We start from the raw sequence: 23,137 nt of genomic DNA on the forward strand, positions 1-23,137 counted from the left end.
GCGCAGGCTCGTGCGCTTAACAGCTCAGATTTTTTAAACAGCTTTGTGGTTTTTTTCGGCAATCTCCAGGGAAAATATCCACAGAAAAGCCAGCCTGAAAAATGCCGGTATGCCTTAAAAACCCTGAAAATCAAGGAATTTTATCCTGAGACCAGATATTGGCATGAACGTTGTTAAATTAATTTACAGAAATAAATTCAAAACGGAGGTGCAAAATGTTTGGAATCATCAGGAGAGAAAAAAAGAACGATCTGCCTGCCTTTGATCAGCTGGCCAGGGAATTTTTCAACACAGATCTCTGGGAGACAGGTTACAGGTATCCGGCTGTGGACATCTATGAAAAGGACAAAATCGTGCACATTGATGCCGAAGTCCCGGGACTTGACAAAGAAGACATCAAAGTTGAACTGGAAGAAGGAATTCTCTCGATCTCAGGGGAAACGAAAGCGGAAACTGAAGAGAAAGACAAGAACTATTTCAGGACTGAGCGCAGATACGGCACATTCAAACGCACATTCACACTGGGCGATGGAGTCGATGAAACCGGAATCCAGGCTAAATTCGACAACGGTATCTTGAAAGTGCTGGTTCCGCTCAAAGAGATTCCCAAAAAAGAGGCCAAATTGATCGAAGTGAAGTAAAACAAAATCACGAACTGTACGCGGAAAGGCCGGGAAATCCCGGCCTTTTTTCTGGTCACTGGTAACTGGAGATGCCATCTTGACATTAAGATGATATCACTGTAATATTAAATTAGAAGATGTCAAGGAGGTGTGTCATGACAAGAGAGAAAAATGTACAGGCATTGAGCGGCTGGGGTATGCTCCTGCTCACTCTGGCTCTGTTTTTAAGTGTTCCGCTCTGGGGTTATTATGCCTCTCAAACCGATTCCGGGATGCTGGTCGCTGTTTTGGTACTCAGTCTGGTGGCCGCACTGTTTTTCTGCACAGGTTTTTTCACCCTTCAGCCCAATGAGGCGCAGATTCTGATTCTGTTCGGTTCTTACTGTGGAACAGTGAGGGAATCAGGTTTTCACTGGGTCAATCCTTTCAAACTGACCAGAAGGGAAGTCCCGCTAAATCAGCCTGAAACCCTCAGAAGCTCACACGGAGCGACTTACACCGGGTTTACCACTTCGAAAAGCATGAAGCTCTCGCTAAGGACCCGCAACTTCGAGTGTGAACGACTGAAGGTCAATGACAAGCGCGGCAATCCGATCGAGATCGCGGCTGTAGTCGTCTGGAAGATCGAGGACACTGCCATGGCTGTGTTCGATGTGGACGATTACGAGAACTATGTGCGGGTGCAGAGCGAATCTGCAGTCAGGCATCTGGCTAATTCATATCCATACGATCACATGGACGATGGTGAGGAAGTAACCCTGCGTGGCGGAGGGGACGAAATCGCTAATGCACTTCAGAAAGAATTGCAGGATCGTCTGAGTAAAGCTGGAGTGCATGTAGAGGAAGCCAGGCTTACCCATCTTGCTTACTCCCCTGAAATCGCCCAGACCATGTTGCGGCGTCAGCAGGCGGAAGCTGTGATTGCAGCCCGGCAGAAAATAGTGCACGGAGCTGTGAGCATGGTGGAGATGGCTCTGCGTGAATTGTCAGAAAAGAAGGTGCTGATCCTGGATGAGGAGCGGAAAGCGGCAATGGTCAGCAATCTGCTTGTCGTCCTTTGCGGCGAGTCCGAAACAAAGCCTGTGATTAATACCGGGACATTGTATCAATAATCTCTTCGTAAGGGCGAACGGCTGTTCGCCCTTATATTTATGGTGGCTGACATGAGTGAAAAAAAATCATTTGCCCTGCGGATCGACCCTGTGCTTTATGCTGACCTTGAAGCTTGGGCTCAGGCTGAATTCAGGAGCATCAACGGCCAGATCGAATATCTGCTGAAAATGGCTGTGGAACGGCGGAAACGGGGAGAAAAGCCGGATAAAACACCGGATCCGAACTGATGTAAAAAATCTGACAATGCTGCCAGAAAAGTGACGTACCATCCTCCGGTTTCCCCAGGAAGCGAAAAGAGAAAGCTTTCAACAGCAGGCTTTTACCAGAATTATAATTACTGGCATGAAAATTGCAATAACAAAACCGTCGTAAAATTCATTTCTGGAGGAAGCGCATGAGAAAAATCACGGGTCTGGTTTTGGCGGTTTTGTTTCTGTTAATGGGTACAGTCTGCTTTGCCGGTCAGGATAAGGCTGCTGGAATGCGGGAGAAGGTTCAGATGGACCGCCAGATTATCGAAACAAATGATGGCGGGATAGTGGTGCTGCAGGGTAACCTGCTTTTCAAATTCGATAAAAACCTGAAACCTGTCGCCCAGACCGATATCAAGCCAGGTCTTCTGAACAGGAAAGTGAAAGCAAAGAATCAGAAAGTAACAGCTGATAAACCGATAAAAAGAGATGCATTCCAGGCATGCTGTGAAAGGCTTTCACGCCAGTGTCGCGGAGATATGCAGAAGATCGCCAGGCATGGGAAGAATCTGCAGTCAGCCGGCCTGAAAAAAAACGCTCCGGAACGCCGGAAGATTCTTAAAGACCAGCATTTCCGACAGGTGCAGGCTGCCGCCTGGAAACAGAACCATCTCAATAACCTGAATCGTGAACGGCCTGCAGGAAAGCAGAATCCGAAATTTTTCGCACAGCAGCGGGAAAACCGGAAAGCCCTGGCAGCCGGTAAAAGCCTGCAAAGAAAGGTTCCCGGAAAAAACGACACCTGGAAGAAACTGTACCTTGCCAATCTCGACCGCCAGAAGCCGCTGGATAAGCTTTTTAAGAATCAGCAGAAAGCAGTCGGACACGACCGGCTCCTGATGCAGGAGAAAAGGAACCCCCAGTTTGTGAACAAGACTGCCTTTACCCCAGGCGCGGGAATTCGACCGCCGTTTCTCGGTCAGCAGAACCCCGGGAGGAAAGTTGTTTCCCTGAAGGACGGAGGAATTGTGATCCTCACCGGCAACAGGCTGGTGAAATTCGACGCCAGACTGAAAAAAGTCGGCGAAACCAAGATCAAGCCGAATCCAAAATTCCAGCAGAAGCAGCTGAAAAAAACCGGGCTGAAATCGAAACACGCTAAAAAGGACGGACTGAAAGCGCCGCTGGGCAGTAAAATCGACAAACACTGAAGATTTTTCAGTAACAATTGTGATCAATAAAAAAGGGGTTGCCTTATTGGGCAGCCCCTTGGATTTTCTGGCTCCTGAGGAGGGACTCGAACCCCCGACCCAGTGGTTAACAGCCACTTGCTCTGCCAACTGAGCTACTCAGGAACCTCTGGTGTCAATTACCAATGTTAAAAAATCAGATCCCATTTTTCAAGAGCAGGGATAATTTACGCTAAAATACCACTCACCGTTTCCAGGAAGTGACCTTTTCTGGTAAAATTATCTTGACAGGAAACCGGGTTGGCACTTAGTATGTGTTAGGCCATTAATTAAGCCACAGGGGCAATCGAGTCTATGCCGAAATATCAGTTCAAAATCGGGGATGCCAAAGTCGAGCTGCCGATTATTCAGGGCGGGATGGGAGTAGGCTACTCTCTACATAAACTAGCTTCAGCCGTGGCACGCGAAGGTGGGATCGGGATCATCGCAACCGCCGGAGTAGGCTTTGCGGAACCGGATTTCGCCACCCATTACCCTGATGCCAACAACCGCGCTTTGCGCCAGGAAATACGCAAAGCCAGGGAATTGGCCAGGGGCGGACTGCTGGGCACCAACATCATGGTCGCCCTTACCAATTACGACGACATGGTATCCGCTGCGATCGAGGAAGGCATTGATTTCATTTTTTCCGGAGCAGGTCTGCCGCTGCACCTGCCTGCCCTGCTGCATAAAGTCCCCAATGCAAAGACCAAACTGGTCCCGATTGTCAGTTCCGGGCGCGCCCTTGAACTGATCACCAAGACCTGGGTCAAAAACTATAACTATTTTCCTGACGCCACAGTCGTAGAAGGACCAAAGGCAGGCGGCCACCTGGGTTACAAATACGAGGAACTCACCGGAACACCGCCCAAACTGAAAGATATTTTCCTGGACGTGAAAGCTTCGGCTGAGAAGATCAGACAGCAATTCAAGAAAACAATACCAGTGATTGCAGCGGGCGGTATTTTCACAGGCAAGGATATAAAAGAATACCTTGATCTGGGTGCTGTAGCGGCGCAGATAGGAACCCGCTTTGTAGCCACCGAAGAGGCTGATGTTTCGCAGGCAGTCAAGGAATTGTATGTAAGGACAAAAAAGGAAGACGTGATCATCATCAAGAGTCCGGTAGGGATGCCTGGCCGGGCGATCAGGAATGAGTTCCTGAATGCCGTGGGAAGAGGTGAAAAAAAACCTTTCCGCTGCCCATATCACTGCATCAAAACCTGCAATCCAACACAATCTCCATACTGCATCGCCTTTGCCCTGATCAATGCCAATCTGGGCAAGCTGGAGGAAGGATTCGCTTTCTGTGGTTCAAATGTTTACAGGGTCAAGGAAATCAGCACTGTCCCAAAGCTGATTCATGAGTTGATTTCGGGATTGTAATCAAAACCGTACATCATAAACGATATTCATTTAATCGCTTGAAATCAGAATGAAGTTTGTAAGTTGGTAAGATTATAAGTTTGTAAGTTTTCGACACCTCTTGAAACTTACCCTCTTACGATCTTATAAACTTAAAAAACCTATCTCAGTTCATTCTACGCTTGAGTAAAAAGAAAGCAGCGATGAATTGGCAAGCTTCTGCAGCGCAAAGTTCTTGATCTGTCTGATTCTTTCCTTAGTGAGGCGGTAGATGCCGGAAAGTTCCCTCAACGTCTTGGGCTGATCGCTGCCGATCCCGAAATATGACTTGATGATTTCCCGTTCCTTTTCTGATAGGTCGCAGAGGGCGTCATTGATTACTGAAGTCAGCTCATTCTGATAGGAATTGTTTACTGCAGTCTCTTCCGGAGTGCAGTCTCCTTCAAGTGCAGCATGATAATTTTCCAGCGACAGAACTTTTTCGAAATATCCATTGATCCGTTCCACTCTCTGAAAAGAGATTCCGGTTTTTTCGGAAATTTCCCTGTCAGTGGGCCAGGTTTGGTACTTCTGATAGAATTGTTCTGAGAACTTCCTGATTTTCAGGAATTTCTCATACAAGTGCACTGGCAGGCGGATTGTTCTGCTCTGGTTGTATATGGCACGCAGGATATTCTGCCGCACACAATAAGTGGCATAAGTGTTGAATCGATTCTTCCACTTGAGATCGAATTTCTTAATGGCCTGGAGCAGAGCCAGGTTTCCTTCCTGAATCAGGTCTGAAAGTCCGATCCCATGATTCAGGTAGTTTTTAGCAATGTTCACGACCAGAGGCAGGTGGGCACAGACAAGAATCCTCCGTGCTTCCTTATCGCCGTTTTTTGCTTTGGCAAGATATTGACGCTCCTCAACCTTATCCAGAAAACTGAATCTGGAGATTTCTTTGAGGTAAAAAACTATTTCTTTGTTTTCCATATTCCTTTAATCAGAAATCTCCTGTTTCGGATTCGATCCTTCCACAGACACGCGACTGGTTTTCAAAACATATCGTTTTTTTTTTCGGATAGGTTTAATTTATTTCGCAGTTGATGAATTGAAGGTGATGATCAAAAGTAGAGGGCAGGGTTACCCCCTGCCCTCTACACTGACGATTAATGTTTTCCTGATCGATTTCAACTCTTCTTTTCTTCCGAAGAATTATCTTCTTCGAAATCGTCTTCGTCGAAATCAAAATCATCATCATCTTCGAATTTTTCCATGATGAAGGCGGCGGCGATGATGATGCCGATCACGCCAAGGAATGCGAGGATCAAAGTGACCACGGTCTTGATAAGCAGAACGATCAACTTTTTCATACTTCACCTCCTCTCTTGATTTCTTTTTCTTCAATATAGCTGATTTGTGTAAAATTTAAAAGTTTTTTCCCGGTGGAGGTGGAGATCAGGATGAATTTTTCAGAACTATCCAGCACAGATCCCGCAAATTTTTCGCCGTTCTGCATGGCAACTATGAAATGCCTGTCGGGATCTTTAAGCATTTCCAGGAATTCCTGGATGCCTGCTTCTTTTCCCATTCTGGCCACATCGGCACGAGGAGCCTCTGGCAGGCGGATTTCCCCCCTGCCATCCGAAAGCGCGGCTTCGAGAGATCCGGTTTTCAGAAAGCGCTTGAGAAAACTGAGGTTTTCATCGGCTTCTGTTCCGGTTTCTTCTATTTTTCCGATCCTGGAAAGGTATTTTTTGCGTTTGGCGGAAATTTTTTCCCTGTTCCCAAGAAAGAATTCCACCTTGTCGGCATAATGCAGTTTGAGATCCGCGAGCATTGACTGGTCTGTCGGGTCATCTATGATCACAATGATTTTATCCGGAAGCTTTTTGAGCGGGAGAAAATTATAGGTAACCATAAGTTCAGGCGGGGTTTCTGAAAGCAGCGATTCAGGGGGTGGATAACTGGTGATGTCGAAAAAAGGCATGTGAAACTGGGTGGCGAGCCCTTTAGCCAGGTCATCTAAATTGATCGCTCCTTCCTGCACCAGGAGTTGCCCGATCAGTTCGTCCGAGCCGGGCTGCAATTTCAACACCTTGGCCAGAACTTCGGAATTGATCGCCCCTGACTCCAGGAGGATCTGCCCTAGTTTTTTGTTTTTCCCGTCTCCATCCATTAAATTTATTTCTCCGGAGATCCGATAACTTTATTGTAAAACTCTAAGTTTTACCCTCTCTTTGGAGGTGCAGTCCGTAAGGCTGCACCTTTTTTTCTACTTTTTCCCGTCATCCTTATCATCTCTTGCTTTGTAAAATTCACAAACCGAAGCAGCTTCGACTATGGGTTTGAATCCACCCGCTTTTTCGCAGTTGCAATGACCGTATTGTTCATCAAGCCGCTCGTAATAAATGCATTTTCTGCACATATGGACATGATAATCATAAAGAGACACATGGTCAAGTTTGAATAAACCTGGTAATTCTAATAAACTCATACCCGTGGTAATGCTGAAAATCGGATTAATCCTGCTTCTGTTCATTGTGCTACTCGCGATGAGACTGCCGCTCTATATCACTTTGTTTGCCGCAGCATTCCTGACCGGTTTTCAGTACTTGATCATGCCCGAAGATTTCCTGAGAATCTTTGTCTCCACCTTGTCTGACCGTGATGTATGGGAACTTTTCATCGCTATTTACCTGATCCTGTTTCTGGCTAAACTGATTGAAGTTTACAAGGTTTTCCCCCCGGTCTTTAATTTCCTGCACCAGCGGCTGCGAGACAAGCGCCTGATCATTCCGATTTTCCCATCGATACTTGGACTGCTGCCCATGCTGGGCGGGGCGGTCTTTTCAGCTCCATTTGTAGAAGAAGCCGGCCGCAACCTCACCCTTGAACCCGAACATAAGACTTTTGCCAATTACTGGTTCCGCCATGTCTGGGAGTTTTTTTTCCCCCTCTATTCTGGTGTAGTGATGATGGTGAAAATACTGGGAGTCCCGCTCTGGATGATAGTCAAGAGTCAGTGGTATATGACTCCAATCGCCCTGGTTTACGGAGTGGGATACTTATTCCATTTCATCAAAAAGCAACCTCCGCCGGATTCCGACCTGGGCTCTGAGCAGGCAATCAGCGGGAAACAGGTTTTGACTGCATTTTTCCCCTTCATCGTGATAGTGATAGGAGTATTTCTGAAGTTGGATTTCGTGGTTTTGATAGCTCTGGCCACGATCCCTTACGCCATCTGGCTCACTGTGAAAATGAAGGGGTCTTTCTGGAGGGTTCTGTACGATTCATTGGAGATCAAAATGGCGGCATTGATTGTCACAGTTTTCTTTTTCAAGAAAACGATTGAACTTTCAGGAATGGCGATGGAATTCAAGGTGTATTCTCAGAACGCGGGATTCAGCGTCGAACTTCTGCTGATTCTGCTGCCATTTATGATCGGGCTGCTTACCGGTGTCTCGAATGCTTTTGTCGGCATCGGTTTTCCCCTGCTCCTGCCCCTTCTCCGTCAGAACGGCGACGTGGACTTTTCCAGAGTTCTGCTGGCATATGTGTCCGGATACGGAGGCGTGCTCTGTTCCCCGGTACATCTCTGCCTGATTCTCTCCAACGAATATTTCGGGTCCCGGCTTCATAAAGTTTACCCGCCTGTGATCCTTGGAGTTGCGATCCTGATCGGAGTTGCACTATGCAGGGTATTGTTTTAGACCTTCGCTTGTCGCAGGATCTGGCGAATCGAATTCTTGAGAGAGCTCTGCAGGAGCGAAATCTGGACGGGAAAATACTGCGGCTGCTTTTCAAGGAAAAAACGTTGATTCTAGTCCTTTATGCCAGGAAGGCTTTCAGCTGTTTTCCCAGGGAAAAAATCATAATCTCACTGCTGCTTCGGGAATTTTATCAGAAAGGAAGACGCTGTCACGCGGTTTTTACATGCAATTCCGCGCTGATCAATCTGCTCCTTTCCCTGACATCACCTCTCGCGCGGAAATGGCTGCCTGGATTTGACTGCAGGATCGTTCACCAGGAACTGGCGCTGTCCTTCGACCTGTCCGAAGGCATGGCGAACGTGGAAATCCTGGAAATCGGATTGGCTCCAGGTGAATTGAAACTGATCCTGTCGATAGATGCAGACGATGCCATGGTCGGGCGATTAGTATCCTGGTTGTGCAAGGGACATGGGAATTAAGAAGAGGAAGCAGTATAATAGTTGGTGATAGAGGAACAGGTGCGAATTTAATTTATGCCGTTAATCACCGTATATTTTTTAAACAAGGATCAGGAGTCATTTCATCTTTCCGCTGAGCGGCCCGAATTGCGGATGGGCAGGGGGAAAGACAATCTGATTGTTTTAGAAGATTATAAGGTTTCCCGTACCCATGCCAGAATTTATTATGAAGTCAACGGAGCTTATATTGAAGATCTCGGCAGCACGAACGGAGTCTTTGTCAATCGGAAGAGAGTGAAAAAAGCGAGGCTTATCCACAACGACGAGATCATGATCGGTGACACCATGATCGTTTTCCGGAGGGACACCGCAATTCCCGAATTGATCCAGGGAGTTTTTGACGAACGGGAAGGACAGAGTGGAAAGACCGAGAAGAAGGTCAGCGACAATCTGGAACAGATGGCGAAACAGCTGGAAAAGACGATTGCCATGGCAGAGCAGGGGAAGAGTGCAATCAACTATTGCGACCTGAAAAAAATTCATGACTCCCTGACTGGAACCTTGAATTCGTGCCGGGAAATGGAAAAATCCTATCAGATCATGCTGACTCTAAACAGGATCAACGAAGCTGTCAGTTCTGTCTATGATCTCCGGGAACTTCTGAATCTGATCATTGACATGGTGATCAAGATCATGAACGCGGAGCGGGGATTTCTGATGTTATACAGCGCAGAAACCAAGGAACTCGTCCCTGCGGTCGCCAGGAAAATGCACGATGTGCTGTCAAGCGAAGAGCGGCAGGGCGTCAGCAAGAGCATCGCCTCTCAGGTGGCCAAGAGCGGAAAATCCATCGTCACCACCGATGCTTTGCTGGATCCCAGGTTCAAGGAAGGAGCCAGCATCATCAACATGAACATCCGCTCAGTGATGTGCGTGCCTCTGAAAACCAGGCGCGAGATCGTGGGGGTGCTCTATGTCGACAACCGGCAGAAGTCCCATTGTTTTAACAGTAAAGACTTGAAACTTCTGGAAGGTTTCGCCGCTCAGGCGGCTACTGCCATAGAAAAAACCAAACTCTATGCGGACCTGGAAGAAAGTTATCTGGCTTCGGTTGAAGTTCTGGCCAATGTCCTGGATGCTTCTGATCCTTACACACATGGACATTCTGTGCGCGTGTCCCGCTACTCTGTGGAGATTGCGGAACAGATGGGTCTGAATGAGATGCTGATCAAGAATCTGCGCTACGGCTCACTTCTTCACGATATCGGCAAGGTGGGTATCCCGCCTGAAATCATCAACAAGACCGGACGCCTGTCGGATTCCGAGTTTGAGTTGATCAGAAAGCACCCGGTCAAGGGATTTGAAATCATCAAACCGATCAAATTCCTGGAGGAAAAACTTTCTGCCATCCGGTATCATCACGAAAGTTTCAACGGGAAGGGTTATCCGAGCGGACTGGCAGGGACTAAAATACCCATTGAAGCCAGGATCGTGGCTGTGGCTGATTCTTTCGACGCCATGACCTCCACCCGATCCTACCGTCAGGCCATGGAGTATGAAGCTGCCATGGCGGAAATCCGCAAAAATTCCGGTACTCAGTTCGACCCGCAGGTGGTGGAATCTTTTCTCAAAATTTCCAAAAAATGTTATGACGAGATCTTGAATTCAGATGTCAGCATCATCTCAATCGGAAATGAAAGGCACTGAGGAGATTTTCACGCAGCTGTTGACAATAAGCGATAATCTGATAAATTGTTAAAAACAGTAAGTTTGGGAGATAGACCATGCTTAAAAAAGGTTTCACTTTGATCGAACTGATGATCATTCTGGTAGTAATTGGTATCCTGGTGGCAGTTGGATTGCCTCGTTTCAATCAATTCATTGAAGAAGGCCGGGTTTCCGCCACCAAACAGGAAATGTCAGCGATCAAATCCGCGGCCAAGATGTATGAGATGCACATGCGTGTCATGCCGCAGTCCACTTACAACCTGATGGTGGCTCCGGCAGACAATTATTCCAACAGCAAAGCTCCCTGGATCGCAGGAGTCGAAGTCTGGAAAGGCCCTTACATGGATGGTGCAGTGGAAGACGTCTGTACCGATGCCTGGGGACACCCCTATATCGTATATTATGAAACTGCAGGTCCTTCAGGATTTGTGGTCTATTCATTCGGCCCGGACGGCCTGAAAGGCACAGCCACTCCCAATGACGACATCAAGGACTGGCTCAGATATGACGGCGGCGAAGCCAAAGCCGGTCCTGCTGGATATTTTACCTGGGATCAGGTACCCGGGAACTTCCAGAACCTCACGCCTATGCTTGGCGTCAGTCCCAACTGATGCGGATTTACGCTGTTCGTGAAACATGATGCTTTTACCCTGATCGAATTGTCGATAGCGATCGTGCTGATCGGTATCATAGCAGTCATCGGTTATCCAAACCTCAGCAGAATGTATTATGTGTTTCAGCTGGAAGGCTGTGTGGTGAATGTGGCCGGCGATATCAGGTTCATCATGAACGAATCTCTTTCTCATAAGGAAGTGGTCAGGCAGAACGGCACTGGGGAAGCTTACATCAATGTCTGCTACGGGCTTGAATTTACCAGCGACAAATCATACAAGCTGTATCGCTATGTTTACAACCCGGATACCAAAACCTGGGATGTGGAAAACGATCTTACGGAAGTGAAATTTTTCCCGGCAGGCGCGCAAATCGAAGGTTTCTCAGACCCGGTTTCTCCTCCTCCCCATAAAATCCTGTATAATAACCGGGGAGAACCGACTGGAGATGGAATCAACCTGCTCGGCAATAACCAGATAATTTTTCGTTCGACATACATCAATCAGACCAGAAAGATTACGATTGACCTCAGCACAGGAAAACCGAGGATTGAATGACCAGGCTTAGAGGCATCACATTGATCGAGATCGTCATTTCCCTGGCAGTGTCTTCGATCGTGCTGATGGCTGCCTACAGTTTTTTCAACGTATCAGTGCAGTCCTGGGATTTTTCCAGTTCCAGAATGGATGCGGCTCAGAGCAGCACCTATATCATTGACACACTGGAAAAGCTGCTGAAGGAAAACTATTTCAACTGCATGGAATGGTATGTCGGGACTGAGAAATACGACATTGAAACGATCAAAACTCAGCTTGCATTGCCCAGAAAGTGGAGATCAGCGTTTGCATTCAGGAACGGAATCGCTCTGCCGTTCGACGCAGAGGATCAGATCGATGAACATTCCAAATACTACGGACTGTACAATGACTTGATTTCTCATGAAGTCAGACTCTGGAACAGTCGTTTCGAAAACGGGAACCGGGTTGAAACCAATTCTCTTCTTGGGCAGAACGTCTCGGAAATGACCCTCACTTTTTTTGACAAGAATTTCACCACCAAGGAAGTTCCGAGTTTGAGCGTGACATGGTATACTAGCAGAGAGATATGCTGGGTTGGCATCAAAGTCAAATCAGTGGTCGGCAAGGAGTCCTCGGAAAGCAGCAGGATGATTTCTTTATGGAGGTAGGGTCTTGAAACTGAAACAGCTGATCATCAAGATGGTCAAACTGCTGATCCCGATAGCGCTGCTCGCGCTGGCGTTCGCCTTCAAAGGTCAGATCTATTCCTTTTATGGATATTTCGGGAAGCTGCTGCAGAATCCTCAGAACGCTCCTTTTTTTTCCTTTATCCTGCTGGCCCTGATCATCATGAACGGGTTGCAGTTTTATCTGCTTTTCTCCCTGCCGTTCGAACTGAACGCCGCTCGCGGAGCGATGAAAGTCAAGGGACAGGAGCTCGAGCGCCAGTTGGAGCGTTTAAACAACGAGTTCAGGGATAAAGCGGTAAAATTCACCTCTCTGATGGTGAAAGTTAAGGACATTGCCTCTGCAATCGACAAGGAAACCCTGTTCACCACCATTATCAGTGTGCTGGAAAAAGGCATTGAAGCCGAGGCTGTAGATATTTTTCTGGTCGACGCCAAGAAGCAGGAAGCCTTTCTTGTGCGCAGCAACCACTATCCTCAGGGAGCAGACGTGAAATTCAAGCTGTCCGACGAATCCCTGCTCGCCAAAGCCACCCGGGAAGGACTGTTTGTAATCAGGGATGAAGCCAGGAAAAATGCGCTGCTGGCCGGACTTTTGAACAAGGGTGAAATTCCGGCTGTGGTCTGCGTTCCCCTTTTCAAGGGCAAAGAGATCGCCGGCGTCATCAATGTAGGGAAACTGAGTGGAAACCGCGAGGATGTCAAGGAAGAAGAGAAGCTCCTGATCACTACAGTCGGGCGCGTTGCGGCACTTGCAATGGCCAACTCGAATATCTATGAACTGACAAAAGACGAGCTGGTTTCTCAGAAGAAAATTTCTCAGGACCAGATCGAGGAAAAAAAGAAGATCAAAGATGTTCTTTCGAGATATACATCCCCTGCTGTCATGGAACAGGTGCTGAACCATCCTGAAATGCTCAAGCTGGGCGGCGAGAAACGCATGGCTACTGTTTTTTTCTCCGATATCCGCAGTTTCACCACCTATTCCGAAAAATATCCTCCTGAACGGGTGGTGGCGATCCTTAACGAATATTTAACCGCAATGACCGATATCATCATGGACTACAACGGCACCCTGGACAAGTTCGTGGGCGACGAAATCATGGCCATCTGGGGAGTGCCTGTTCCCCAGAAAGAGCATGCCCACCTGGCAGTGAAAGCTTCCTGGGCCATGCTCCTGAAACTCAAGGAGCTTCAGAAGAGCTGGCAGAAGAGAGGCGTGGAACCATTCGACATCGGCATCGGCATCAATACAGGCGAGATGATCGCAGGGAACATGGGATCTGAAAAACGAATGGACTATACAGTGATCGGAGATCATGTGAACTCCGCCTCCAGGATTCAGACACTCACCAGACAATTCAACTGCCACATGCTGATCAGCGAGTACACTTACCAGCTCGTGAAGGAGATTGTGGACGCCAAGGCGCTGGGCTATTCGCAGGTCAAAGGCAAGACTCAGAAAATACTTGTTTACATGATAAACGGCGTAAAGCTGTAAATTGAATTCAATACATCGTTCTGTTGCTGCAAGAAGTTAGTAAGTTGGTAGGTTTGTATGTGGGAGATGTTTACGCAACATTGGTTGCTGACTAGTCGGGATTTTTTATGATCTGTTCCTTCTTATTTCTGGCCGCCGTTGCTTCCGAAGAACTGTCTCTTTTTACCAGGGAATCCAGGGACAGCATCAATTTCCAGCCCAATCTGAATTTCGAGGGCATGCTGCTGCGGATTTCCGTTTCCCTGGCTCTGATCATAGGGTTAATCCTGGTTTTCCATTTTTTCCTCTCGCGCAGATCTTATACGCAGGGAAGCGAAGCCTTCAGGGTGCTGGAGTGTTTCCCGCTCGGACCCAAGCGCATGCTCTATCTGGTGGAGGCATGCGAGCGTCTGCTGATTCTCGGGGTTACGGACGAGCAGATCTCGCTGATTACGGAAATCGATAAAGAGCAGCGCGATCTCTGGAAAATAAAATACGAAAAAAAGAGCGTGGATTTTGGAAAACTGATCAAGGGAAAGCTCTCCAAGCGTCAGGTCACAGTCAATGAACTGCAGAAACAGATTGAAAAACTGCGCAAGATCAATAAAATCAGCTGACCGCATTATTTGGTCTTCCGGTGTTAAGCTGTTTTTATTTTCCCGGAAATCATTTATAATCATTTATGATAACGGTTTCGAATTGATGCGGGCGGGACACAAAAAAAGGTGAATCGAATCAGAATGGTCTCGCTGCGGATTTGCTCAAAAGAAATAGAACGAAAATGGATTCAGCGCACGATTGAACTGATTTTATTATTCCTGCTCTTTTCAATCCCGCTTCAGGCGGCTCCCGGACCGATCACAATCCCAAACCTCAACATTCAGATCGGCCAATCCTCGAATCCCAAGGATTTCGGCATCAACCTGCAGCTTCTGCTGATCCTGACCGTGCTTTCCCTTGCTCCCACCATTCTGGTGATGGTGACATCCTTCACCAGGATCATTATCGTTTTTTCCTTCATGCGGCAGGCCATCGGCACTCCGTCGATGCCTTCCAATCAGATTCTGATCAATATGGCTCTGATCCTGACCTTCTATATCATGAATCCGACTTTCACCAAGATCTATCAGGAAGCCCTGAATCCGTATCTGGAAAACAAGATCACGCAGACTCAGGCTTTGGAAACAGCATTGTCTCCCTTGAAAAAATTCATGTTCAGGCAGACCAGGGAGAGCGACCTTGAACTCTTTTTAAAAACTGCCGGACAGGACAAACCCAAGAGCGAGTCCGATGTCCCGTTTCATGTGCTGATGTCCGCGTTTGTGCTTTCTGAAGTCAAGACATCCTTTCAGATGGGAGTAGTGATTTTTGTCCCCTTCCTCGTGATCGACATGGTTGTGGCCAGCACTCTGATGTCGATGGGAATGATCATGCTGCCGCCAGTGATGGTCTCGCTGCCTTTCAAAGTGCTGCTTTTCGTGATGGCAGACGGCTGGAGCCTGGTGATCAAATCGCTGGTGGAGAGCTTTGGCTGATGGATCAGACTGTTGTGATCTCACTTGCCCGTGATGCTTTGAAGATATCGATTGCCGCTGCCGGACCGATACTGATTCTGGGAGTGCTGGTAGGTCTGGTGGTGTCGATTCTCCAGACTGCCACATCCATCCAGGAACAGACCCTGACATTTGTGCCTAAAATACTGGCGATTCTTTTCGCGATGGTTTACTTCGGTCCCAAAATCCTGTCAGACCTGGTGGAATTTACAGTCAAGCTGCTTGGAAATCTTCGGTATTTTGTCGGATGAGCATGGAAAATGCCGTTTTCAATCAGCTTTTTCTGTTTTTACTGATCAATGTCCGGATGGGTACATTCATCCAGCTGCTGCCGGTATTCGGCGGACAGACGATCCCCATCCGTTACAAAGCCGGAATGACCGCGATCTTCAGTCTGGTCGTACTCCCTTTTGTTGCCCTGCGGGCCATCCCGGGAAACATTGTCGGTTTCGTCCTTCTGCTTTGCAGTGAAATCCTGCTGGGTATGATGCTGGGAATACTCTGCGCAGTGATTTTTGAGGTTTTTCACGCTGCCGGCAGTTATCTTGGCCTGGAACTCGGTTTCAGCCTGGTGGACGTGATCGACCCATACAATGCAAACGGTTTCACCGGCATGGACTCCTTCCTGTATTTATTTTCTGTGCTGATCTTTTTTGCGATCAACGGACACCTGATGCTTGTGGATGCGATTATCCAGAGTTTCAGAACCATTCCCATCGGAGGTTTATCGATATCTCCTGATTTCGGCAGGATATTGATCGAAAATTTCGCCTGGATGTTCTATTTTTCTTTTCTGATAGTTCTCCCGATCGTGGCTTCCATCCTGATCGTACACATTGCTCTGGGTGTTGTGGCCAAAACCGCACCGAGGGTGCAGGTGTTCCTGATCTCCTTTCCCCTGAAGATCGGTGTTGGACTGGGACTGCTGATCCTGATTTTTCCTGGTGTGGCGATCCTCATCTCAAAGGTATATCTGAGGCTTTATCAGGAACTTAACACTGCCCTGAGGCTTTTATCATGAACAATATTGTTGAAAAGCGGCCGTCTGCTGCGTTGTATAGAGCCTCTTCAAATTTATTTGTAGAGGCTCTTATGCCTCGCATCCGACCACTTTTGAACAATATTCCAGTGTTTGAAAAGCGGCCATTTTCTCCCAGCTTTGACTTGCAGTATTTCGCAGATGATTCTCCGACAGGACTCCGTACTGAAAAGCCTACTGAGCGGCGCATTCGGAAAGCCCGTGAACACGGACAGGTGGCTAAGAGCATCGATTTAAACAGTGTAGTAGTACTGTTTGCCGGATTCGCGGCTTTGTATTTTTTCGGCCACCAGATGCGGAAAGAGATGCAGGGTTTTCTCACATACTGCCTGGGCGAACTGGCTTCCCCATTGTCAGGAGGCAAGATCCTGCAGATCGTTACTTACATGATGTTTGTCTTCGGGTATACCCTTGCCCCGATCCTAACAGTTGTCATGATTTCAGCGGTCGCCATCAATTTCTATCAATCCAGGGGATTTCTATTCACTTTTTATCCATTTGCCTTTGACCCAAGTAGATTCAACCCTGTGGCCGGACTGTCAAGAATCTTTTCCACCCGTTCCCTGGTGGAAATGGCAAAGGATATTCTTAAGCTCCTGGTAATCGGATATCTGCCGTATCGCACCCTCACCGGTTCGATCAAGACCTTCATCATGCTTTCAGGTATGAGTATGGAAATGATCATCTCTGTGATGATGTCGCTGCTGGTGAAAATACTGCTTCAGGTCTTACTGGCCCTTCTGGTGCTTGCAATCTTCGATTATTATTACCAGCAATATGAGTACGAGAAAAACTTGAAAATGTCTAAATATGATGTGAAACAGGAACACAAGGACATTGACGGGGATCCGCAGGTCAGGCATGAACAGCGGAAGCGCGCCCGCAGCATGCTGATGAGGGCTACGCTGAAAGATATACCTTCCTCAGATGTCCTGCTCACCAATCCTACACAGCTTGCAGTCGCGCTGAAATATGATCCGGAAAATCCGCGCCACAGCGCTCCATATGTCGTCGCCAAGGGAGCCGGAAAAATTGCAGAGCGGATCAAGGAAATCGCAGGGGAGTATAATGTACCGATCGTGGAGCGCAAGGAAGTGGCAAGACTGATCTACAAGAACTGTGAAGTGGGCCAGGAAATCCCTTCGGAACTGTATGTTATTATCTCCGAGATTCTGGCCCAGATCATTCCCATGAAAAGAAGGCGTGATTGATGCAGGAACGCAAATTCGAGAACACTTATTTAGCCGCATTCCTGCGCAACAGCGACATCCTGATCTCCATCGGCATCGTCTCTATAGTGGTGATGATGATCATTCCATTGCCCTCTTTCCTGCTCGACATTCTGATCGCCATGAACATCAGCATTTCCATGGCGATTCTACTGGTTTCTATGTACCTGGGGAATGTACTGGAGTTTTCCGTTTTTCCATCCCTTCTGCTTCTCATCACTTTATTCAGGCTGGCTCTGAATGTTTCCACCACCCGGTTGATTCTGCTCCAGGGAGTCGCCTTCAACGTCAAAATCGTGCGCGCTTTCGGGGATTTCGTAGTGGGAGGGAATTATGTGGTCGGAATCGTCATTTTCATCATACTGGTCATTATCCAGTTCATAGTGATTACACGCGGGGCGACCAGAGTGGCGGAAGTGGCGGCACGGTTCATTCTGGATGCCATGCCAGGCAAGCAGATGAGTGTGGATGCTGAATTGCAGAACGGCCTGATCGATGCAGACCAGGCCAGGGAAAAGCGCCAGAACATCAAGCGGGAAGCGGATTTTTACGGAGCTATGGATGGAGCATCCAAGTTCGTGCAGGGTGATGCCATTGCCTGCATCCTGATCACTGTCGTGAATATCATCGGAGGCTTGATCATAGGAGTGTTTCAGCGGGGTGAGGGCATTGCTCTAGCTGCTCAGACTTATACCCTTTTGACCGTCGGAGACGGACTGGTGACAATGATTCCTGCTCTGCTCGTCTCCACTGCCACAGGCTTGATCGTGACCAGGGCTGCATCAGAATCCAATCTGGGCAGGGACCTGATCTCACAATTTCTTGTAGAACCCAAGGTCTACTTCATCATCGCCGCTCTTCTTGCTACACTCGGTTTCACACCCGGGTTGCCCACTCTCTCATTCCTGATGCTGGCTTTGATGGCTGTCTCGCTTGGATTTGCCCTGAAACGCAAGAAAGCCGAAGAGCTCTGGCGCCCGTCCGAGGAAGAGACCGCGAAGATGAATCAGGAAAAGAAAAAAAAGAGCGAAGATGTTGCAGCTCTTCTGCAGATAGAGCCCCTGGAACTGGAACTGGGTTATGGGCTTGTGCCGCTGTTTGATGTGCAATCCGGCGGTGATCTGCAGGACAGGGTCCAGACGATCAGGCGCAACACTGCCCTGGAACTCGGATTGATAGTGCCGTCGGTCAGAATCAGGGACAACATCAATCTGGAGATGAACGAATATACGATTCAAATCAAGGGATTCGAGGCGGGACGCGGTAAATTGATGCTGAAGCAGTATCTGGTGATGGGTCTCAAAGAATCAGGCAATCTGATCGAGGGGACTGAAATCAAGGAACCGATTTCCGGATCCCGGGCAGTCTGGGTGAATGAGGAGAATCGTGAAAAAGCCGAACAGGAAGGGTATACTGTCCTGGATGTGCCGGCCATACTTACCATTCACCTGACCGAGGTCATCAGGCACTTTGCTTTTCAGATCCTGGGTCAGGAAGAATTGAAGGATATTCTAAAGAATCTGGAGAAAAATTATCCGTCTCTGATAGAAGAAGTCAGGAAGACCAAGGCCTATGAGCAGGGAGTGCTCTTGAAAGTGCTTCAGAATCTCCTCCGTGAGGGCATCTCGATCCGTAACATGGTCTTGATACTCGAAGGAATCATGGAGCGCTGCAAGTCGTCGGCAACTTTGTTTGCAGGGGAACTGACCGAGCTCTGCCGGATCAGGATGGCTCCGCTGATCACCCAGAAATTCGCCCGTGACGGATTGGTGCATGTAATCACGCTCGATCCGGAACTCGAGGAACTTTTCCGGAATAGCCTCCAGGGACCGGACGAATCAGACCAGCACATAGCGTTAGACAGCGGGACTATGAAAAAAATCCGTTCTTCCATGGATAAACTGTTCGGAAGTCTGAGCGAGAAAAAGATTTCGCCCTGCATCATTCTGACTTCGCCGGACCTGCGGAAGATGGTGAAGGATTTGTTCGACAGGCTTGCCCCTGGAATCGTAGTCCTGTCTACTTTGGAACTGCAGCCGAATATTGAAGTCAACACTCTGGGGATGATCGAAATATGAAAGACCAGGCGAGCGGATTGAGGGTGATGATGGCAAAGAAAACCAGGGAGCGCGAGCTCAAGGAGAGAGCCACCCTGCTGCAGAGCCTGATCGACAGCGCGGGTGAAATGCCTCCTCCCAGGCTCAGGCAGATACTGGCTGTCACATCCGGGAAGGGCGGGGTGGGAAAGAGCACCATCAGCGCCAACCTGGGGCTGTATTTTTCGTCCAGAGGGCTGGAAACGATCCTGATGGACGCTGACTTAGGCCTTGCAAACATAGACGTGATCCTGGGGGTGAAGCCTTCAGGCACTCTGCTGCAGGTGATCAGGGGGCAAAAGAGTCTCAAAGAGATCATTCAGCCCGGCCCCATGGGATTGAAATTGATTTCCGGAGCTTCCGGGATTGCCGACCTTGCCAATCTGAGCGAAACCGAGCGGCGCAACCTGATCGGGGAAATCGCCTCGCTGCAGTATGAGGGAGAGATTTTATTGATCGATACCGGAGCCGGTCTTTCTCAGAATGTGCTGGGATTCCTTACTCTGGCCGACCAGGTGGTGCTGATCGTGACCGATGAACCGGCTTCGATCGCTGACAGCTATGGTGTGGTCAAAGCCTTGAGCCAGGCCAATTATCAGGGTAAAATCACTGTGATCATGAATCGGATCCGGATCGAAAAGCATGGCAGAATGCTTTTCCACAAACTCTGCGCCACAGCAAAGAAATTTCTGAAGAAGGATCTGAAGCTGGCCGGCATCATACTTGATGAACCACTGGTTCGGGAATCCACTCAGAAGATGCAGCCTTTTTACATTCTGAGCCCGGCTGCAGAAGTCACGAGAAACCTGCGCGGGATTGGTGAAGTAGTACTGGGAGCTTCAGAATACAAACCCGATGCAGGGCACAGTATTCTGAAGCGGTTGAGCAGTTTTTTTTCGATTAGATGAAATTTTGAAAAGGGAGTAGTAAAATTAATGAAAACCCAGGTTTTTTATCCTGAAAGATCAAACAGCTCTCCAGAAGCTGTGACGGCAAATTAATGAACGAATCGAATCACCAGACGTTTTCCGCACCTACATATAGTGAAGCTCAACTTAAGGCTAGTCTTGCCTTCAATTGCCGGATCAAGGTGATCGGAAGGCGCGAGGTCAAAAAAGGTGGATTTTTCGGTTTTTTCAGGAGGCGGGAAATCGAGATCACTGTGACCCCGGAGAAGCCCGTCGAACCGACCAAGCCTGAATCCAGCAGAGTAAAATCCGAAAAAGAGAAACCTGTGATTGTATGTCAAGCCCCACCTGATCTGGAGAACATAAAAAAAATTCTCAAGCTGGTCGATAAGGGCAGGAAAAATTCTGAACCCAAACCTGAAATCAAAGAAAAACCGGATGCATTGCTGAAGGAACCCCACAGCAAATCCGAGGCTCTGGAAGGAATCGGCGATCAAGTCAGCAGTATCAAGAAAAAATTGGATGACCTTCAGAACAGCGTATTGGCTCCGGAAAATCCGGAAAGCAGGTTCGGCCTTGATACTTTACCGCTTGAAGTGCGTCAGCTGGGTGAAAAACTGACCCTGCACCGGGTGAAACCTGAGAAAGTCCAGAAAATCTGTGCCAATATCGCTGAAACCCTGAAAAAAAGGGGAAACAGCTTCAGCTGGTCGCTTTCAGAACTGTTCAAAGAAGAACTGCAGAATCTTGTCAGCATCAAAAACTTTGAATTGTACCAGGGGCAGTGCCAGGTGATCTCCCTGATCGGTCCCACCGGGACAGGCAAAACCTCGACAATCGCCAAAATGGCCGCCAAGTGGAAACTTTCACATGAAAATCTGAAGATTGTTTTCATTACGCTGGACACATACCGCATTGGTGCGACAGAGCAGCTTTTAAAGCACGGGGAGATTCTCGGAATTCCAGTGGAGGTTATCGATTGCGACCTTCCGGAACGCGAGAAGATGACCAAGGAAAAAGTGCGGAAATACTGCCAGGATGGCTATAACCTGATTTTCATCGATACTCCAGGCAGAAGCCCGAATGACCCTCATGAAATCACCAGCATGTGCGAAGAGCTCGCAATTCCGGAACTGAGCAATTTCCTGGTTCTCACTGCCGGCTCCAAGGAAGCTGACCAGGAGAATATTTTAAAGAAATTCAGCCGCGCCAATCCCAAGGGCTGCATCATCACCAAGCTTGATGAAACCAAAAAATTCGGATTTCTGATTAATCTGAGCGAAGCCTTTCGGACTATTCCGATCTATTGTCTCACGAACGGGCAGGAAATCCATAAAGACCTTGTTTTTCCCTCACATAATAATCTTACCGGCCTGTTTCTCTCGGAAAAGGATGATGAGTAAGCTGTGTTCTGATAAACTCCAAGAAGTCGGTATGTTAGTAGGTTGGTAAGTTTGTATGTTGGGAAAAGCTATTTTTCAGCATACTAACCTACAAACCTGCCAACTTACTAACATCATGCAGTGCAGAATTGGTTGTTGCAACGTTCGCTGTTGCTAAGGACGCCCTCCCATGGTCAACGCCATCACAGCCTTTGCCGTATGGATCCGGTTTTCCGCTTCGTCGATCACGATTGAATGCTCACCGTCGATCACGCTGTCCACCACTTCTTTGCCGCGATCCGCCGGCAGAGCGTGCATGTAGACTGATTGCTTATCAGTGATGCCCATCAATTTCTCGTCACAGATCCAGTGCTTGTATTTTTCCAGATTGGCTTTCATGACTTTTTTGCCGTCGTCAGTGGACAGGTGTTTGATGCGGGACTGACCAGGAGGAACTTCGACTCCCAGGAATCCTCCCCAGTTCTTAGGGATCACTATATGAGCGCCGCGGAATCCTTCTTCCATGTTGTCTACAAATTTAATGCTTCCGCCGTGTTTTTCAGCGTTTTTTTTGGCTTTTTCCACTATTTCCGGGATAAAGGGGAATTCTTTTGGCCCTGCTACTACGACATCCATGCCATAGCGCGGGAAGAGCAGGATCTGGCTCTGCGGTACAGACAGGGGTTTGGCGTGGCTGGTGGCATAAGCCCAGGAAATGCAGATTTTCAGCCCTTTGAGGTTTTTTCCGAACTTCTCCTGGATCGTGAGCAGGTCTGCCAGGGACTGCATCGGGTGATACCAGTCGTCCTGGAGGCTCAAGATCGGAATCTGGGAATATTTGGCCAGTTCGCGCAAGTAATTATTGCCGAGCTCGTTCTTCTCACCGTATCCGAAAAAGCAGTTGCGGCAGGCGATGGCGTGACCCATCCGGGACAGCACTTCGGCGGTATCCTTCGCTGATTCGCCATGAGACAGCTGCATCTTGTCCGGTGTCAGGTCGTGGGCGTGCCCGCCGAGCTGGGTGATGCCGGCCTCCATCGAGTTCCTGGTCCTGGTGGACTGCTCGAAGAACATCATGAAAACCGTCTTGTCCTGCAGCAGGCGATGCTGCTCTCCCAATGCGAATTTCAGCTTCAGGTAACTGGAAGCCTCCAGCATTGTATCAACTTCTTCTCTGGTGAATTCGTCAGTGTCGATGAAATGTTTGCCCCTGAAATTTGTGTTCATCAGTC

The 23,137-nt window shown here is 48.3% G+C and carries 25 protein-coding genes and 1 tRNA gene; 20 read left to right on the forward strand and 6 right to left on the reverse strand.

What is annotated here, in order from left to right; translation table 11 throughout:
* Nucleotides 1-215: 215 nt before the first annotated feature.
* The 4 genes from PHW04_04265 to PHW04_04280 all read left to right on the forward strand — a co-directional run bounded on the left by PHW04_04265 (nt 216) and on the right by PHW04_04280 (nt 3,138).
* Nucleotides 216-641 (forward strand): Hsp20/alpha crystallin family protein, encoded by a 426-nt coding sequence (locus tag PHW04_04265; GenBank protein ID MDD2715095.1) that lies wholly within the window; start codon nt 216-218, stop codon nt 639-641.
* Nucleotides 642-778: 137 nt separating this feature from the next.
* Nucleotides 779-1,735 (forward strand): SPFH domain-containing protein, encoded by a 957-nt coding sequence (locus PHW04_04270; protein MDD2715096.1) that lies wholly within the window; start codon nt 779-781, stop codon nt 1,733-1,735.
* Between the two features lie 51 nt (nt 1,736-1,786).
* Complete coding sequence (locus tag PHW04_04275; GenBank protein MDD2715097.1) at nt 1,787-1,963, forward strand: hypothetical protein; 177 nt, start codon at nt 1,787-1,789, stop codon at nt 1,961-1,963.
* A 167-nt stretch (nt 1,964-2,130) separates the two neighbouring features.
* A complete protein-coding gene (locus tag PHW04_04280) occupies nt 2,131-3,138 on the forward strand; it encodes a hypothetical protein (protein MDD2715098.1) in 1,008 nt (335 codons plus the stop codon).
* Between the two features lie 68 nt (nt 3,139-3,206).
* Here PHW04_04280 and PHW04_04285 read toward each other — a convergent pair.
* A tRNA-Asn gene (locus PHW04_04285) sits at nt 3,207-3,282 on the reverse strand.
* Nucleotides 3,283-3,471: 189 nt separating this feature from the next.
* On the opposite strand from PHW04_04285, the gene PHW04_04290 reads away from it, so the two are divergent.
* Nucleotides 3,472-4,542: a nitronate monooxygenase gene (locus PHW04_04290; protein ID MDD2715099.1), complete on the forward strand. Its 1,071-nt coding sequence runs from the start codon at nt 3,472-3,474 to the stop codon at nt 4,540-4,542.
* Between the two features lie 150 nt (nt 4,543-4,692).
* On the opposite strand, the gene PHW04_04295 is transcribed toward PHW04_04290, so the two are convergent.
* From PHW04_04295 to PHW04_04310, 4 genes are all read right to left on the reverse strand, one after another.
* The gene (locus PHW04_04295) at nt 4,693-5,496 is read right to left on the reverse strand and encodes an RNA polymerase sigma factor RpoD/SigA (GenBank protein ID MDD2715100.1); all 804 of its coding nucleotides are present in this window, start codon (nt 5,494-5,496) and stop codon (nt 4,693-4,695) included.
* Between the two features lie 197 nt (nt 5,497-5,693).
* Nucleotides 5,694-5,876 carry a hypothetical protein gene (locus PHW04_04300; GenBank protein ID MDD2715101.1) on the reverse strand — a complete coding sequence of 61 codons (183 nt, stop codon included), beginning with the start codon at nt 5,874-5,876 and terminating at the stop codon, nt 5,694-5,696.
* Nucleotides 5,873-6,682, reverse strand: a complete 810-nt coding sequence (locus PHW04_04305) for a hypothetical protein (GenBank protein ID MDD2715102.1) — start codon at nt 6,680-6,682, stop codon at nt 5,873-5,875. Before PHW04_04305 ends, PHW04_04300 begins: the two co-directional genes overlap by 4 nt.
* 96 nt (nt 6,683-6,778) lie before the next feature.
* Nucleotides 6,779-6,931: a hypothetical protein gene (locus tag PHW04_04310; GenBank protein ID MDD2715103.1), complete on the reverse strand. Its 153-nt coding sequence runs from the start codon at nt 6,929-6,931 to the stop codon at nt 6,779-6,781.
* Between the two features lie 79 nt (nt 6,932-7,010).
* Here PHW04_04310 and PHW04_04315 point away from each other — a divergent pair, with 79 nt between their 5' ends.
* The 15 genes from PHW04_04315 (at nt 7,011) to PHW04_04385 (ending at nt 21,926) form a co-directional block, all read left to right on the forward strand.
* Nucleotides 7,011-8,216, forward strand: a complete 1,206-nt coding sequence (locus PHW04_04315; protein ID MDD2715104.1) for a DUF401 family protein — start codon at nt 7,011-7,013, stop codon at nt 8,214-8,216.
* Complete coding sequence (locus tag PHW04_04320) at nt 8,198-8,695, forward strand: hypothetical protein (protein ID MDD2715105.1); 498 nt, start codon at nt 8,198-8,200, stop codon at nt 8,693-8,695. Before PHW04_04315 ends, PHW04_04320 begins: the two co-directional genes overlap by 19 nt.
* A 54-nt stretch (nt 8,696-8,749) precedes the next feature.
* Entirely contained in the window at nt 8,750-10,381 is a 1,632-nt protein-coding gene (locus PHW04_04325; GenBank protein ID MDD2715106.1) for an HD domain-containing protein, read from the forward strand.
* 77 nt (nt 10,382-10,458) lie between these two features.
* Nucleotides 10,459-11,013: a type II secretion system protein GspG gene (locus PHW04_04330; protein ID MDD2715107.1), complete on the forward strand. Its 555-nt coding sequence runs from the start codon at nt 10,459-10,461 to the stop codon at nt 11,011-11,013.
* 18 nt (nt 11,014-11,031) lie between these two features.
* The gene (locus tag PHW04_04335; protein ID MDD2715108.1) at nt 11,032-11,571 is read left to right on the forward strand and encodes a prepilin-type N-terminal cleavage/methylation domain-containing protein; all 540 of its coding nucleotides are present in this window, start codon (nt 11,032-11,034) and stop codon (nt 11,569-11,571) included.
* Nucleotides 11,568-12,200: a prepilin-type N-terminal cleavage/methylation domain-containing protein gene (locus PHW04_04340; protein ID MDD2715109.1), complete on the forward strand. Its 633-nt coding sequence runs from the start codon at nt 11,568-11,570 to the stop codon at nt 12,198-12,200. The genes PHW04_04335 and PHW04_04340 overlap by 4 nt, the downstream gene beginning before the upstream one ends.
* Nucleotides 12,201-12,204: 4 nt before the next feature.
* Entirely contained in the window at nt 12,205-13,719 is a 1,515-nt protein-coding gene (locus PHW04_04345) for an adenylate/guanylate cyclase domain-containing protein (protein ID MDD2715110.1), read from the forward strand.
* 107 nt (nt 13,720-13,826) lie between these two features.
* A complete protein-coding gene (locus tag PHW04_04350) occupies nt 13,827-14,315 on the forward strand; it encodes a flagellar biosynthetic protein FliO (GenBank protein ID MDD2715111.1) in 489 nt (162 codons plus the stop codon).
* A 108-nt stretch (nt 14,316-14,423) separates the two neighbouring features.
* A complete protein-coding gene (fliP, locus tag PHW04_04355; protein ID MDD2715112.1) occupies nt 14,424-15,233 on the forward strand; it encodes a flagellar type III secretion system pore protein FliP in 810 nt (269 codons plus the stop codon).
* Complete coding sequence (fliQ, locus tag PHW04_04360) at nt 15,233-15,502, forward strand: flagellar biosynthesis protein FliQ (GenBank protein MDD2715113.1); 270 nt, start codon at nt 15,233-15,235, stop codon at nt 15,500-15,502. The genes fliP and fliQ overlap by 1 nt, the downstream gene beginning before the upstream one ends.
* A 2-nt stretch (nt 15,503-15,504) precedes the next feature.
* Nucleotides 15,505-16,272, forward strand: coding sequence for a flagellar biosynthetic protein FliR (fliR, locus tag PHW04_04365; protein ID MDD2715114.1), 768 nt, complete (start codon nt 15,505-15,507; stop codon nt 16,270-16,272).
* Between the two features lie 71 nt (nt 16,273-16,343).
* Entirely contained in the window at nt 16,344-17,501 is a 1,158-nt protein-coding gene (locus tag PHW04_04370; protein MDD2715115.1) for an EscU/YscU/HrcU family type III secretion system export apparatus switch protein, read from the forward strand.
* Nucleotides 17,501-19,597, forward strand: coding sequence for a flagellar biosynthesis protein FlhA (flhA, locus tag PHW04_04375; GenBank protein MDD2715116.1), 2,097 nt, complete (start codon nt 17,501-17,503; stop codon nt 19,595-19,597). Before PHW04_04370 ends, flhA begins: the two co-directional genes overlap by 1 nt.
* Complete coding sequence (locus tag PHW04_04380; GenBank protein ID MDD2715117.1) at nt 19,594-20,523, forward strand: P-loop NTPase; 930 nt, start codon at nt 19,594-19,596, stop codon at nt 20,521-20,523. The genes flhA and PHW04_04380 overlap by 4 nt, the downstream gene beginning before the upstream one ends.
* Before the next feature lie 92 nt (nt 20,524-20,615).
* Nucleotides 20,616-21,926 carry a hypothetical protein gene (locus PHW04_04385; GenBank protein MDD2715118.1) on the forward strand — a complete coding sequence of 437 codons (1,311 nt, stop codon included), beginning with the start codon at nt 20,616-20,618 and terminating at the stop codon, nt 21,924-21,926.
* 153 nt (nt 21,927-22,079) lie between these two features.
* Here the strand turns inward: PHW04_04385 and PHW04_04390 are convergent, their stop codons facing one another.
* The gene (locus PHW04_04390; protein MDD2715119.1) at nt 22,080-23,132 is read right to left on the reverse strand and encodes an ornithine carbamoyltransferase; all 1,053 of its coding nucleotides are present in this window, start codon (nt 23,130-23,132) and stop codon (nt 22,080-22,082) included.
* Nucleotides 23,133-23,137 lie beyond the last annotated feature (5 nt).

Source organism: Candidatus Wallbacteria bacterium (genome assembly GCA_028687545.1).
Lineage (GTDB): Bacteria > Muiribacteriota > JAQTZZ01 > JAQTZZ01 > JAQTZZ01 > JAQTZZ01.